The sequence below is a fragment of the Sorangium sp. So ce302 genome (genome assembly GCF_051530145.1).
Taxonomy (GTDB): Bacteria; Myxococcota_A; Polyangia; order Polyangiales; family Polyangiaceae; genus Sorangium; species Sorangium cellulosum_B.
On sequence record NZ_CP150326.1, the window covers coordinates 6,317,136 to 6,331,000 of the forward strand.

Sequence of the window (13,865 nt, forward strand, 5' to 3'; positions counted from 1 at the left end):
CTGGTCGAGCGCGAAGGCGAGCTCGCCCGTCTGGTCGAGCGCGCCGCCCGCGCCGACGCGCTCGCGGTCGACGTGGAGGCCAACGGGCTGTTCGCGTACCGGGCGCGGCTCTGCACCGTCCAGCTCGCCTTCCGCGAGGGGGACGGCATCGCGATAGGGGTCGTCGACGCGCTCCGCGTGCCTGTCGCGCCGCTCGCGCGGCTCCTCGGGGCCGCGGGCCCGCCCAAGGTGCTGCACGACCTCACCTTCGACGCGCGCATGCTCGCCGAGGCGGGCGCGCCGCTCGCTGGCGCGCACGACACCTCGGTCGCCGCGCGCATGCTGGGGTGCGCGGCGACGGGGCTCGCCGCGCTGCTCCTGTCGGAGCTCGACGTGAAGGTCGACAAGCAGCTCCAGCAGCACGACTGGGGGCGCAGGCCGATCGAGGACGCCGAGCTGCGCTACCTGGCCGACGACGTGCGCCACCTGCTCCCGCTGCGCGCGCGGCTCGCGGAGCGCAGCCGCGCCCTCGGGATCGACGAGGAGATCGAGGAGGAGTGCACCTACAAGCTCGCGACCGCCCTCGGGCCGCCGCGCGATCCGCGGCCCGCCTACGCGCGCATCAAGGGGGCCCAGGCGCTCGATCCGCAGGGCCGGGCGATCCTGCGGCGGCTCGTGGCGGCGCGCGAGGCCGTCGCCGAGGGGGCCGACGTGCCCTCTTTCAAGATCGTCGCCAGCGACGTGCTGCTCGAGCTCGCGCAGCGGAGGCCTGCCAGCGCAGACGACGTGCGCGCCATCCGCGGGGCCGCGGCGGGCCGCGCGGCCGCGTGCGTCGCGGCGTGGCTCCGCGCGGTCGAGCAGGGGCGCAGCGACGGCGACGTGCCCGAGGACGAGCGCGCTCTCTTCCAGCAAACCCGCCCGCCCAGGAAGGAGCTCGCCGCGCGGCGCGCGGTGGAGACCCGGATCGCGGCGTGGCGCAGGGCCGAGGCGAAGGCGCGGAAGGTGGACGAGCAGGTCGTGCTGCCCGGTCACTGCGCGCAGGATCTCGCGGAGATCGCGCTGGCGGAGGGCCACGCCGGGGACGAGGCGATCGCCGCCGCGATCGCGCGCATCCCGGGGCTCGGCGCGGCACGGCTCGCGCGTTACGGCCGCGCGCTCGCGGCGCTCGTGGCCGCGGCGCAGCCGGGCGAGCCGCCTGCCGCCGCGAGGTAGCGCCGCGCGTCGGCTCCGCGTGTTGGTTCCGCGTGTCGGCTCCGCGTGTCCGTTCCGCGTGTCCGTTCCGCGTGTCGGTTCCGCGTGTCGGTTCCGCGTGTCGGTTCCGCATGTCGGTTCCGCGTGTCGGTTCCGCGCGTCCGCGACCCCCTGCGGGATCTCCGACACGTGGAGCCCGCTGCGAGCGAGCGCACGTGGCGCGCGCGCCGCCCGGTCGACAGAGCCGCCGGGCGATGGAATAGCAGGGCCCATGCCCTCGACCGATCATCCCAAGGCGCCGAGGCGGCTCCGCCTCTGGCCGCCGGCGATGTGGCTCCGCGCCGCGTTCGCCTTCGCGCTCGTGTTCGGGTGCGCCCTTCTGGGAGCGAGCGCCGGCGAGCTGTCCGCTCCGCCGCCCCCGCCGTCGCCGCCGCCCGCGGCGAACGCCGAGGTCGGCCCGGAGCCGGAGGCGACCCCCGTCGCGCCCGACTCGCCTCGGGCCTCCATGCGCAGCTTCGTCGAGCTGTGCCGCGCGGGCGACTACGCCGAGGCCGCGCGCTACCTGGACGTGCCGCCGAGGGCGAACGGCGCGGCGCTCGCGCAGAAGCTCAAGGCGGTGCTCGATCGGCACCTCTGGCTGGAAGTGGAGACGCTCTCGCCGCAGCCGCAGGGGGACACGCAGGACAACCTCGGGGCCGGCGTGGAGCAGCTCGGCAAGATCCCGACGCGGACGGGGTCCCAGCCGGTGCGCCTCGTGCGGCGCACGACGCCCGACGGCGTGCGCTGGATCTTCTCGCGCGCCACGGTGGAGCGCGTCGACGAGTGGTACGCGCGGCTCGAAGATCGCTGGCTCCGCGATCACCTGCCGCCGGCGCTCCTGCGCCCCGGCCCGCGCGAGCTGCTCTGGTGGCAGTGGCTCGCGCTGCCGGTCCTCGCGCTGGCCGGCTGGCTCGTCGGCGCGGTGCTGAGCTACCTCATCCGCGCCGGGCTCCGCCGCGTGATCACCCGTACGGAGTCCACGCTCGACGACTTGCTCCACGGGGGGGCGCGCGGCCCGCTCACGTTCGCGACGGCGCTCCTCGCGATCGCGGCCGCGCTCCCGTGGCTCGGGCTCTACCTGCCGGCCGAGGAGTTCCTCGACAAGGTGCTGCGCGCCGGCGTCTTCGTCGCTGTCTTCTGGTTCGCCCTGCGCGCGATCGACATCGGCGGCGGCCGCCTGCTCGCCGACCCCGCGACGCGCGACAACCCCGCGGCGCGCTCGCTCGTGCCGCTCATGGGGCGGATCGCGAAGGTCTCGATCGTGATCATCGGCGTGATCGCCGTGCTCTCGGAGCTCGGCTACCCGGTGGCGAGCCTCATCGCCGGCCTCGGCATCGGCGGCGTCGCGCTGGCCCTCGCCGCGCAGAAGACGGTGGAGAACCTCTTCGGCTCGGTCGCGATCGGCATCGACCGGCCGTTCCAGGTCGGCGACTTCGTGAAGGTCGACGCGCTCCTCGGCACGGTCGAGAGCATAGGGCTCCGCTCGACCCGGATCCGCACGCTCGACCGGACCGTCGTCACGATCCCGAACGGCAAGCTGGCCGATCTCCAGATCGAGTCGTTCACGGCGCGCGACAGGATCCGCCTCGCCTGCGTGCTGGGGCTCGATCGCGACACGTCGCCCGAGCAGCTCCGCGCCATCGTGGAAGAGTGCGAGCGCGCGCTGCGGGAGCACCCGAAGATCTGGACCGAGGACGTCGTTGTGCGCTTCATCGGCGTCGGCCCCTCGTCGCTCGACGTCGAGGTGATGGCCTGGTTCCAGACGAGCGACTTCGCGGAGTTCCGGGACGTCCGGCAGGCGATGCTGATCACCTTCCTGCAGATCATCGACATGGCCGGGTCGAGGCTCGCGTACCCGACGCACACGCTGCACGTCGCGCCGCGCGGAGGGGAGCTCCCGCAGCCGGAGGGGGCCGCGGCGGGAGGTCCGGCTAACGGGCAGCGCGCGCCGCGGCGGGCGCCATCGGCTGAAGCCCCGCCTTCTCGATGAGCGCGCGGTCCTCGTCCTGGCCGGGGTTCGGCGTTGTGAGCAGCCTGTCTCCGTAGAAGATCGAGTTCGCCCCCGCGTACATGCAGAGCAGCTGCGTCTCGCGCGAGAGCTCCGTCCGCCCCGCGGACAGGCGCACCATCGCGCGCGGCATCATGACCCGCGCCACCGCGATCATCCGGACGAACTCGATCGGATCGACCGGGGGGAGGCTCTCGAGGGGCGTCCCCGGCGAGCGCACGAGGGCGTTGATCGGCACGCTCTCCGGGTGGGGGTCGAGGCGCGCGAGCTCGACGAGCATCTCGCAGCGGTCGGCGATCGACTCGCCCATGCCGATGATGCCGCCCGAGCAGACGGTGATGCCCGCCCGCCGGACGTTGCGCAGGGTGACGAGCCGCTCGTCGTACGTGCGCGTCGAGATGATGGATTTGTAGGCCTTCCGCGAGGTGTCGAGGTTGTGGTTGTAGGCGTCGAGGCCGGCCTCCTTCAGGCGGCGCGCCTGGTCGTCGGTGAGCATGCCGAGCGTGCAGCACGCCTCGAGGCCGAGGGCTTTCACGCCGCGCACCATGTCGAGGACGCGCTCGAAGGCGGGGCCGTCCTTCACCTCGCGCCACGCGGCGCCCATGCAGAACCGCGTCGAGCCGCCGTCGCGGGCGCGCTCCGCGGCGGCGAGGACCGCGCCGACGTCGAGCATGCGCTCCGGCCCGACCTCGGTCTCGTAGTGGCTCGACTGCGGGCAGTAGGCGCAGTCCTCGGGGCAGCCGCCCGTCTTGACGCTGAGCAGGGTGCAGAGCTGGACCTCGTGCTCGCCGTGGAACGCGCGGTGGACCGCGCGGGCGCGGTCGATCAGCTCGAAGAGCGGGAGGTCGTGCAGGGCCACCGCCTGCTGGACGGTCCAGTCGTGGCGGGGCGCGCCCGCCGACGGGGCGTGCCCGGCCGGGCCGCTGCATCCATTCCTGTGCTCCGCCGCTTCTCGTTCGATCCCTTCGAGCATGGGCTCGCTCATAGCCGGGCTTGAGGCGCCGCCGCAAGCAAGGCGCGATTGGGAAGGGAGCTCCTGGCGTCCTCGGCGTCCTCGACGGTTCGAAATTCTGCTCTGTTCTGGCGGTCTTGACCCGATTGCCGCCTCTAGAGCGCCGTCACCGCCTTCGCCGTCTCCTTGGCGATCGCCCCCTGGGCGACGAGCTGCCTGAGGTGCGCGTCGAAGGTCTGCATGCCGTACGGCGTGACCCCCTTCTCCATCAGCTCGCGCAGCGACGGGCTCCCCTCCGGCCGGCGGATCGCCTCGCGCACCGCGGCCGTCCCGACGAGCACCTCGGCGGCGAGGACCTCCCCCGCGCCGTCGCGGCGAGGGAGCAGGCGCTGCGCGACGATGCCCTGGAGACAGTCGGCCAGCCGGTCGCGCACCTCGCTCGGGCTCTTGCCGAGCGCGATCAGCCGCCCGAGCGCGCGCGTGACGTCCGCCGAGCTGACCGCCGCGAGCACGAGGTGCCCGGTCTCCGCGGCGTGAAGCGCGAGATCCAGCGACTCGCCGTCGCGGAGCGCGCTGATGAGCACGACGTCCGGGTCCTGCCGCAGCGCGGAGCGCAGCGCGGTCGGGAAGTCCGCCGTGTCGACGCCGATCTCGCGCTGGCTCACGCTGGAGCGGTTGTCCTCGTGCACGTGCTCGATCGGATCCTCCAGGGTCACGATGTGGCGCGGCACGGTCGCGTTGATGTGCCCGACGAACGCGGCGAGGGTCGTGCTCTTGCCGCTGCCGGCCGTGCCCGCGACGAGGACGAGGCCGTGATCGTGCTCCACCATCGCCCGGACCGCCGAGGGCACGCCCAGCTCCTCGAACGTCGGGATCTTGAGCGGGATGCTCCGCAGGATGATCGCGAGCGAGCCGCGCTGGCGATAGATGTTCACGCGAAACCGGCCGAGGCCCGGGACGACGTACGCGGCGTCGAGCTCCTGGAGCGTGGCGAGCAGCTCGCGCGAAGGGCGCCCGGCGAGCAGCACCCGCGCGGCGGCCTCGCTGTCCTCGGGCCGGATCCTGTCGACGCGGAAGTAGACCATGTCGCCGCGCACCCGCGCGCCCGGCGGCTGACCGACCTTGAGGTGGATGTCGCTGGCGTGGGCGGCAAGCGCCTTGCCGAGGAGCTGATGGAGGAAGGCCTCGGAGGTGTACGGCGTCGTCACGGGGGGCAAGGTACCAAATTGGAACCCGACCGGCCCAAAGCGCGGCTGCACGAACCGAAAGCCCATCTGGAACGGCGCGGCCGCGCGGGACGGCCGCGCGCCCGCGCCGCCGCGCGGGACGTCAGGGCCGCGGCGCCGCCGGGCCTCCCGCGGCGCCCGCGACGGAGCCCTCGGGATCCAGATCTGCCGGAATACGGAGAGGATCGACGAGCCCCCGCTCGGCGAGCGCGCGCGCCGCCGAGATGGCGAGCGCGCGCTGGTCCGAGGGGAGGTCGCGCCGGCCCGCCAGCTCGACCAGGGCCGCGGCCGCGCCGCGCGCCCCGTCCGGGTCGAGCGGCTCGCGCGGGCGCGGCGGCCGCCCGGCGATCCCGAGGAGCGCCTCGAGCAGCGGCGGGAGCGACGGCCCGGACGCCGCGCGGGCGCGCTCGGCGAGCGGCCCGAGCGCCAGGTCGGCGTCATCGGCGTACGGCAGCGCGCGCAGGGCCGTGAGCGCGATGTCGCCGCCGTCGTCGAGCGCGGCGAGGAGGCCGGAGCCGCCCTCGGCCTCGGCCAGCCGGGCGCAGTCCAGCGGGTCGTCCCCCGCGGCGAGGCGCCAGCGCGGATCGGTGAGGCGAGGGCTCGGCGGGCGCGGCGCCAGGGAGGGCGAGGCAGCGGCCGAGGCGGGCGACGCCGCGGGGCGAGGGGCGCTCCCCTGCTCGCGGCGACAGCCGAGGGGCGCGAGCAGGACGAGCGCGACGAACGCGAGGCGCGCCGCGACAAGCGCCCTCCGCCGCGCGCGGCGGACGCCCTCGCGGCCCCTCCCCTGCCTCACGGCTGATCGAGGATCGAGAGCGACCGCTTCGTGGGCGCGTTCTCGGGCTCTTGCCGCGCGTTGTACTCGTCGACCACCCGGTTGATGTGCATCGAGCAGAACTTCGGCCCGCACATCGAGCAGAACTCCGAGGTCTTGAAGTACTCCTGAGGGAGCGTCTCGTCGTGCATCGCCTGGGCCGTCTCCGGATCGAGCGAGAGCGCGAACTGCTGCTTCCAGTCGAAGGCGTAGCGGGCGCGGCTCAGCGCGTCGTCGCGATCCCGCGCGCCCGGGCGCTTCCGCGCCACGTCCGCGGCGTGGGCCGCGATCTTGTAGGCGATGAGGCCCTGCTTGACGTCCTCGGGGTTCGGCAGGCCGAGGTGCTCCTTCGGCGTCACGTAGCAGAGCATCGCGGCGCCCGCGAAGCCGGCCATCGTGGCGCCGATGCAGCTCGTGATGTGGTCATAGCCAGGCGCGAAGTCGGTGACGAGCGGGCCGAGCACGTAGAACGGCGCCTCGTGACAGAGCTCCATCTCCTTCTGCACGTTCATCGCGATCTGATCGAACGGCACGTGCCCGGGGCCCTCGATCATCACCTGCACGTCCTTCTCCCAGGCGCGCTTCGTGAGCTCGCCGAGCGTCTTCAGCTCGGCGAACTGTGCCGCGTCGCTGGCGTCGTGGAGGCAGCCGGGGCGGAGGCCGTCGCCCGCCGAGATCGTGACGTCGTACTTGGCGCAGACCTCGAGCACCTTGTCCCAGTGGGTGTAGAACGGGTTCTGCTTGTGGTGCTCGATCATCCACTGCGCCATGATCGAGCCGCCGCGCGAGACGATGCCGGTGATCCGGCCCTTCACGAGCGGCAGGTGCTCGAGCAGCACGCCCGCGTGAATCGTGAAGTAATCGACCCCCTGCTTCGCCTGGTGCTCGAGCATGTCGATGAGGTCCGCGGCCGTCATCTTGGCGGTGCCCTTGCACGCCTCGAGCGCCTGGTAGATCGGCACCGTCCCGATCGGCACAGGGGAGTCCGCGATGATCGCGCGGCGGATGCCGTCGATGTCGCCCCCGGTCGACAGGTCCATCACGGTGTCTGCGCCGTACTTGATGGCGTAGCGCAGCTTCTCGAGCTCGCCGCTCACGTCGCTCGTGGTCTGGCTGTTGCCGATGTTCGCGTTCACCTTGCAGAGCGACGCGATGCCGATGCACATCGGCTCGAGGTTCAGGTGGTTCTTGTTCGCGGGGATGATCATCCGGCCGCGCGCGACCTCGCTGCGGATGAGCTCGGGCGCGAGCTTCTCACGGCGGGCGATGTACTCCATCTCCTCGGTGATGATGCCCTTCCTCGCGAAGTGCATCTGGCTCTGGTTCGGGCTCCCGGCGCGCTTGCTCACCCATTCGGACCGCAACATCGACGACCTCGCTTTCGAGGTGGGCGGTTTAGGTCGCGACCGCGCGCGACGCAAGCGCCGCGTCGCGCCTGGCCGCCCGACCTCGAGCCGGCGAGAAAGCGCGCCTCCACCAGCGCTCGCCCAGCGCTCGCCGCGAGCGCGCCGCTGTCAGGGCGGCGGCGCTTCGGGGAGCTCGGTCATCATGCCGAGCGTCTGGGCGCCGGCGGCCTTCGCGCCGTCGAGCACCTCCACGACGGTGCCGTAGACGGCGCCGTCGTCGGCGACGACGAAGACGATCCTGTCCTGAGGCCTGCTGTAGCGCTCGAGCAGCGGCCGGAGCGTGCCCACGAGCTCGGCGCGCTCGACCCGCTCGTCGTTCACCCGCAGCTCACCTTGCGCGCTCACCCGGACGACGAGCTGGTCGGGCGGCGGGGGGGTGTCCTGCTTGACCTGCTCGGTGTCCGGCACGCGCACGCCGATGTCCTTCTCGAGCAGCGGCGTCACGACCATGAAGATGATGAGCAGCACCAGCACGACGTCGACGAGCGGCGTCACGTTGATGTCGGAGTTCAGGGGCACCGCCGGCTTGATGACGAACTTCCTCTTCGCGCTCATCGCCGCTATCTCTCCTTGAGCTCCTCGACCGCCAGCGAGACGCTCTTCGCGCCCGATTTGCGCGCCGTCTCCATCACCCTGCGGACGTCGCCGAACGAGAGGCGCTGGTCCCCCTTGACCAGCACCTTGCGCCCCGGCTGCGCCGCGAACTCGCGCGAGAGCCGCTCGGCCAGCCCGGCGTCATCGTATCTGTCGTTCTCGACCCACACCGTCTTCTCCAGCGTCACGGAGAGGATCAGCGGGTCCACCTCCTTCTTCTCCTCGTCCACCTTCGCGGCCTGCGGCAGCTTCACGTCCTTGCCGCGCTGGAGCATCGGCGTGACCACCATGAAGATGATGAGCAGGACGAGGACGACGTCGACGAGCGGCGTGACGTTGATCTCGCTCTTGGGGCCCCTCTGCGGGCCGACACCCATGCCCATTGGAACGCTCGCTTTCCTGCTGGGCGCGTCACCGCCCGCCGCGCCGCGGGCGCGAGGCGCCGGGCGCCGCGCTCCGCGGAGAGGCGCGCGGGGTGTCGCGCGGGTCCCCTGTCAAGCGGCCTCTTCGGCGGCCGGCGCGAGGCGCCCGTCGAGCCGCTTCGCCACGACGTCGAGGAGCTCGTTCGACGACTCCGAGATGTCGATCGCCCGGGCTTCGATCCAACCCTGGAGATAGTTGTAGCCCATGACGGCCGGGATCGCGACGATCAGCCCGAAGGCGGTCGTGATGAGCGCCTCCGCGATACCCGCCGAGACGGTGCCGAGGCCGCCGGAGCCAGCGGCCGCCATCTGCTGGAACGCCGTCACGATGCCCATGACCGTCCCGAGCAGCCCGACGAACGGCGCCGTGGATCCGACCGTGGCGAGCAGTCCATAACCTCGCTTCAGGCTGAGCACCTCGCGCTGCGCCTGCCGCTCGAGCGCCCGCGAGACCGACTCGAACACGCCGTCGCGCTCGTGCCCCTGCGCCGGCAGCCGCGAGGGCGTGCTCGAGGCATAAGCGGCGAGCCCGGCGCCGATGACGCGCCCGAGATAGCCGAGCTCGCCGCCCGGCCTGGCGGCGGTCCAGGCGCCCTCGAGCTCGCCCCGGGCGAGCATGGGTCCCACCCGCGCCGCGAACGCGCGGGAGGCGGCGCGCGACAGGAACGACACGACGATGCGCTCGCCCAGGACGATCAGCGACGCAACGGACATGATGGCCAGCGCGAAGACAATCAGCTTCGCGAAGAGCCCCATGTGGCCCCACAGCTCGATCAACGTGAATTGCATCGTCTCGCGCCTCCTGGCGCCCCATGTGGCGTGATGGTTTTGACTATGCTGAAACAGCGACTCTGGACGCTGGAGCGGACTCGACAGTACGACAGCGCGGACCTACCACGCACCCTTCTCTACTACGTGCTCCGCCCTCTCAACAATACCCGTCCCGTCTGAACGCCTTCATGGCATCTTCAGCCTGATGGGAATGGTGTAGTCGACGGAGACGGGGCGTCCCTGGTAGATCACGGGCGTATACCGGCAGGTCGTCGTCAGCGTGTTCAGGATCGCCTCATTCATGTGCGGCAGGCCTCTGGCGATCCTGCAGCTGGTGAGCTTGCCCGTAGGAGTGATGACGCACTTGACAAGCGCGAGGCCTTCGACCCTGGCGGCGAGCGCTTCGCGCGTGAAGCTGGGCTTGCAACCTGAGACCTCTTTCGGACGCTCCATTCCAGGGCCGAACGCCAGCACCACGTTCTGCGGCGGCGCCGTGCTGCCCACCTGGCCGCCGACTTTGCCGCCCAGCTGACCGCCCATCTGCCCGCCGACCTCGCCGCCGACGGTGCCCCCCCGAACGCCGCCCTGGACTCCCCCCTCGACGCCGCCCGGCTGCTCCGGCGCATCCTCCTTGACCGGCTCCGGCTCCGGCTTTGGCTCTGGCGCCTTGGCCTTGGGCTTCTCCGGCATGTCGTAGATCGTGTCAGGCGTCTTGACGGGCTTCGGCTGCTCGATGCGCTCCACCTTCGGCGGGCGCTTCGCGCCGCCGCCCGGAGGCGGCGGTGGCGGCGGCGGCGGCGGCGGCGGCGGCGCCGGGGCGAAAAATGTGACCTCGACGTCCTTCGGCTTCTCGGTTCGAGGGCGCGTGGCCTGCCAGAGGATGGCGCCCGCGATCGCCACGTGGGCGACGATCGAGAGCGCTGTCCCCGTCCCTAGCCGCCCCTGGGTGGCGGTAGCGCGACCGAGTACCGAGTCGAACATGAGGGGTCGTAACTCCTGGGACTCGAGCCGATCGAGGTAGAGAAGCCGCGACGTATGGAAGCGTGCGGCGCCTACCCGGAGTGTACAAGCGCGCGAGTCCTACAAAAAAGTCTATTGTCTGGCGCGATTCCTGTCTAGGGTAAGGAAGGACTCGAGGGGCATACACTTCTGGAGGGAATTCCGTGAAGTTTCTCGAAAAGAGGCTGGAACACGGAGGGCGCACACGTGCGCCGTTGGGGCCGTGGGCGGCGTTGCTGCTGCTCGCGATGACTTTGTTGACCGCGTACCCTGCGTTCGCGCAGACGGGCAGCGGCGTGCTCCTCGGGCGGGTAGTCGACGCGTCGAACAGGGCGCCGGCCGCCGATGTGGTCGTGACGGCGACATCGCCAGCGCTGCAAGGGGAGCAGCTGGTCGTCACGGACGGCACTGGCCAGTACCGTATCCCGAACCTGCCGCCGGGCGACTACACACTGCGCTTCGAAAAGGACGCGTTCAAGCCGTACGCGCGCGGCGGGATCGCGGTCCGCGCCGCGACGACCATCCGCGTCAACGTCGAGCTGCTCCCGGAGGCGCTCAAGGCGGCGGAGATCGTCGTCGTCGGCCGCGCGCCGACGGTCGACGTCGGCTCGAGCAGCGTGAGCCAGAGCATCACCCAGGACTTCACCCGGCGCATCGCCGTCTCGCCCCCCACGGGGAAGGGCGCCACGACCCGCTCCTTCGAGTCGGTCGCCGCGACCACGCCCGGGGCGCAGGCCGACGAGTTCGGCACGTCCATCGCCGGTACCTCCTCCCCCGAGAACCAGTACGTGATCGACGGCCTGTCGGTGAACGACCCGGCCTACGGGATCGTCGGCACGCCGCTCACCATGGAGTTCATCAAGGAGGTCAACGTGGTGGCCGGCGGGTACATGCCCGAGTTCGGCCGCGCGACCGGGGGTGTCCTCGATGTCGTCACGAAGAGCGGCGGCAACGCGTTCCAGGGCTCGGTCTTCTTCAACATCACGCCCGGCGTTCTCGAGGGCGCGCCCAAGGCGGTCCGTCGCCAGGGCGAGACCATCCAGACGGACGAGGCCCTGTCGTCCATCCGCGACTACGGGTTCGAGGTCGGCGGCCCCATCCTGAAGGACAAGCTCTGGTTCTACGCGGGCGCCGATCTCGCGTTCAAGAGCAACTCGATGGAGCGCAACCTGTTCGCCACGCGCTACGACCCCACCACGTTCGAGCCGGTGACGGATCGCGCGACCGGGCTCAACGTCGTCGACCGGCTGCCGGGAACGCAGCGCTTCTACCGCGTCGAGGAGCAGACGCTGCAGTACCTCGGGAAGCTGACCTACCAGATCGATCCGGACCACAGCGTGGCGCTCTCCGTCTACGGCTCGCCCTCCACCTCGGGCGGCAACGGCACGTTCGGGTTCGACCCGCAGCAGGGCGTGACCGAGCTCTCCAACATCATCGGCGAGTACGGCGCGATGGCGCACGAGTACGTGGCGTCGTCCACCGACGTCGCGCTGAAGTGGTCGTCTGCGTTCAAGAACAAGACCCTGCTCCTCGACGCGACGCTCGGCTGGCACGGCCAGCGGAACGCGCGGCTGCCCCCGGACGGCTCGGAGCTCGGGACGCACGAGGGCCTGGCGGGCGTGCCCCTCATGGTCTGGCAGCGGTACTCCCCGAACCCGTACTCGATCTACGATTTCGAGACGCTCTCCCCCGAAGCCCGGGCCATGTGCGAGCCGCTGGAAACGGAGACCGGCGAGGTCGCCGCGGTGCCCTGCGCGGTGCGCCAGTACTGGCAAGGCGGCCCCGACTTCATCGACGACGCCTCGCTCAACCGCTTCCAGCTGAAGGCGATGGTGACGAGCATCTTCGAGGGGCTCGGGCACCACGTGGTCAAGGCCGGCATCGACGGCGAGATCACGACGTACAAGCACATCAAGGCGTACGCGGGCGGCACCACCTACGTGGAGGAGGGAGACTGGGATGCCTCCCATGACGAGCGACAGCTCGGCTTCCTGACCGGCCCGGACGGCCTGGCGACCGGCCCGGGCGCCAGGAACGATGTGATCCAGGACAAGCTCACGGTGTCGTCGCTCGGCGCGACGATCGGCGCCTTCGCGCAGGACAGCTGGAGCATCCTCGACCGGGTGACGTTGAACATCGGCGTGCGCTACGACGCGCAGTACCTGTACGCGAGCGACGGCAAGCTCGGGCTGGCGCTCGCGAACCAGTGGTCTCCGCGCGTGGGCGTCGTTTACGACATCACGCAGGAGGGCCGGTCGAAGGTGTTCGCGAACTACGCGCGGTATTACGAGAGCGTCCCCCTCGACATCATGGATCGCACGTTCGGCGACGAGCGGTACACCCGCTCCTACCACCGGGGCGGCGCCAGCGGCTGTAACCCTGGGAACCCCGAGGACGCGACGGGTTATGGCGAAGGGCAGTGCCGGAACGACGACAGCCGGGTTCCGTACGACGAGGCCTTCGGCGCCCCAGGGGCCTTCAACCACGACCCGAACAAGAACTGGTTCACGTTCGGCGGCGGCAAGGCCCCGGTGGATCCGGACCTCGAGCCGCAGTCGTCCGACGAGATCGTGATCGGCGGCGAGTACGAGGTCATCCCGAACGGGCGTGTCGGCGCGCTGTACACGAAGCGCTGGATGAACAACGTCATCGAGGACATGAGCCGGGACGAGGCGAACACCTACTTCATCGGCAACCCCGGGAAGGGGATGGCCAAGGACTTCACGGAGGCGAGGCGCGATTACGACGCGCTGACCCTGTATTTCAACAAGATCTTCTCCGACCTGTGGCTCGCCCAGGTGAGCTATACGCTGTCGTACCTGCGAGGCAACTACCCGGGCCTCTTCAAGCCCGAGACCGACCAGCTCGATCCGAACATGAACACGGAGTTCGATCTGGCGTCGCTCCTCGTCAACCGCGATGGGGCCCTGCCCGGCGACAACACGCACGAGATCAAGGTCTACGGCGCGAAGGCGATCGAGCTCCCGAAGGGCATGGTCCTCGACCTCGGCCTCACGTACAGGTCCCGCTCAGGCGCCCCCATCGACTACTGGGGAGCGCACTACCTGTATGGCTCCGACGAGACGTTCATCCTGCCTCGAGGCGAGGGCGGCCGCCTCCCCTGGATCCACAACATCGACGGTCACATCGGCTATTCGGTCAAGCTCGCGAAGGACAGCGAGCTCACCGTCACCATGGATGTCTTCAACATCTTCAACTTCCAGGAGACCGTCCAGGTGGACCAGCGCTACACGACCGCGTACGTCGACCCCTGCGTCGGTGGAACGAAGGAAGATCTGAATCCGAGCAGCGGCCCGACATGCGTGAAGGACCACAACACCGGCGAGCCGCTCGATCCCAAGGCCGTGAACCCGAACTACGGTGAGCCGACGCAGTTCCAGACACCGCGGCAGTTCCGGTTCGGCGCGCGGGTGACGTTCTAGGCGCGTCGCGCGCGGGAAAGGATG

11 protein-coding genes are annotated in these 13,865 nt (G+C 71.0%); 3 read left to right on the plus strand and 8 right to left on the minus strand.

What is annotated here, in order from left to right:
• Together WME73_RS23785 and WME73_RS23790 are read left to right on the plus strand one after the other, a co-directional pair.
• Positions 1 to 1,191 (plus strand): HRDC domain-containing protein, encoded by a 1,191-nt coding sequence (locus WME73_RS23785; RefSeq protein ID WP_437917424.1) that lies wholly within the window; start codon positions 1 to 3, stop codon positions 1,189 to 1,191.
• Between the two features lie 250 nt (positions 1,192 to 1,441).
• On the plus strand, positions 1,442 to 3,199 hold the full coding sequence (locus WME73_RS23790; protein ID WP_437747670.1) for a mechanosensitive ion channel family protein: 1,758 nt from the start codon (positions 1,442 to 1,444) through the stop codon (positions 3,197 to 3,199).
• On the opposite strand, the gene bioB is transcribed toward WME73_RS23790, so the two are convergent.
• The 8 genes from bioB to WME73_RS23830 all read right to left on the minus strand — a co-directional run bounded on the left by bioB (position 3,141) and on the right by WME73_RS23830 (position 10,380).
• A complete protein-coding gene (gene bioB, locus WME73_RS23795; protein ID WP_437747671.1) occupies positions 3,141 to 4,190 on the minus strand; it encodes a biotin synthase BioB in 1,050 nt (349 codons plus the stop codon). The genes WME73_RS23790 and bioB overlap by 59 nt on opposite strands.
• A 134-nt stretch (positions 4,191 to 4,324) precedes the next feature.
• Complete coding sequence (locus WME73_RS23800) at positions 4,325 to 5,377, minus strand: type IV pilus twitching motility protein PilT (protein ID WP_437747672.1); 1,053 nt, start codon at positions 5,375 to 5,377, stop codon at positions 4,325 to 4,327.
• Between the two features lie 121 nt (positions 5,378 to 5,498).
• The gene (locus tag WME73_RS23805; protein WP_437747673.1) at positions 5,499 to 6,188 is read right to left on the minus strand and encodes a thiamine biosynthesis protein; all 690 of its coding nucleotides are present in this window, start codon (positions 6,186 to 6,188) and stop codon (positions 5,499 to 5,501) included.
• The gene (gene thiC, locus WME73_RS23810) at positions 6,185 to 7,573 is read right to left on the minus strand and encodes a phosphomethylpyrimidine synthase ThiC (protein WP_437747674.1); all 1,389 of its coding nucleotides are present in this window, start codon (positions 7,571 to 7,573) and stop codon (positions 6,185 to 6,187) included. The genes WME73_RS23805 and thiC overlap by 4 nt, the downstream gene beginning before the upstream one ends.
• Positions 7,574 to 7,720: 147 nt before the next feature.
• Complete coding sequence (locus WME73_RS23815; RefSeq protein ID WP_437747675.1) at positions 7,721 to 8,167, minus strand: ExbD/TolR family protein; 447 nt, start codon at positions 8,165 to 8,167, stop codon at positions 7,721 to 7,723.
• A 5-nt stretch (positions 8,168 to 8,172) separates the two neighbouring features.
• Positions 8,173 to 8,589, minus strand: a complete 417-nt coding sequence (locus WME73_RS23820; protein WP_437747676.1) for an ExbD/TolR family protein — start codon at positions 8,587 to 8,589, stop codon at positions 8,173 to 8,175.
• Positions 8,590 to 8,700: 111 nt separating this feature from the next.
• Positions 8,701 to 9,417, minus strand: coding sequence for a MotA/TolQ/ExbB proton channel family protein (locus WME73_RS23825; protein ID WP_437747677.1), 717 nt, complete (start codon positions 9,415 to 9,417; stop codon positions 8,701 to 8,703).
• Between the two features lie 168 nt (positions 9,418 to 9,585).
• A complete protein-coding gene (locus tag WME73_RS23830) occupies positions 9,586 to 10,380 on the minus strand; it encodes an energy transducer TonB (protein ID WP_437917159.1) in 795 nt (264 codons plus the stop codon).
• 266 nt (positions 10,381 to 10,646) lie between these two features.
• Between WME73_RS23830 and WME73_RS23835 the strand changes: the two genes are divergently transcribed.
• Positions 10,647 to 13,841 (plus strand): TonB-dependent receptor, encoded by a 3,195-nt coding sequence (locus WME73_RS23835; RefSeq protein WP_437917160.1) that lies wholly within the window; start codon positions 10,647 to 10,649, stop codon positions 13,839 to 13,841.
• Positions 13,842 to 13,865: the final 24 nt, after the last annotated feature.

Bases quoted from the DNA above. Each gene is read 5' to 3' on its own strand.
- WME73_RS23815 (WP_437747675.1), bottom strand. From the start codon at position 8,167: ATGAGCGCGAAGAGGAAGTTCGTCATCAAGCCGGCGGTGCCCCTGAAC.
- WME73_RS23820 (WP_437747676.1), bottom strand. From the start codon at position 8,589: ATGGGCATGGGTGTCGGCCCGCAGAGGGGCCCCAAGAGCGAGATCAAC.
- thiC (WP_437747674.1), bottom strand. From the start codon at position 7,573: ATGTTGCGGTCCGAATGGGTGAGCAAGCGCGCCGGGAGCCCGAACCAG.
- WME73_RS23825 (WP_437747677.1), bottom strand. From the start codon at position 9,417: ATGCAATTCACGTTGATCGAGCTGTGGGGCCACATGGGGCTCTTCGCG.
- bioB (WP_437747671.1), bottom strand. From the start codon at position 4,190: ATGCTCGAAGGGATCGAACGAGAAGCGGCGGAGCACAGGAATGGATGC.
- WME73_RS23790 (WP_437747670.1), top strand. From the start codon at position 1,442: ATGCCCTCGACCGATCATCCCAAGGCGCCGAGGCGGCTCCGCCTCTGG.
- WME73_RS23835 (WP_437917160.1), top strand. From the start codon at position 10,647: ATGACTTTGTTGACCGCGTACCCTGCGTTCGCGCAGACGGGCAGCGGC.
- WME73_RS23830 (WP_437917159.1), bottom strand. From the start codon at position 10,380: ATGTTCGACTCGGTACTCGGTCGCGCTACCGCCACCCAGGGGCGGCTA.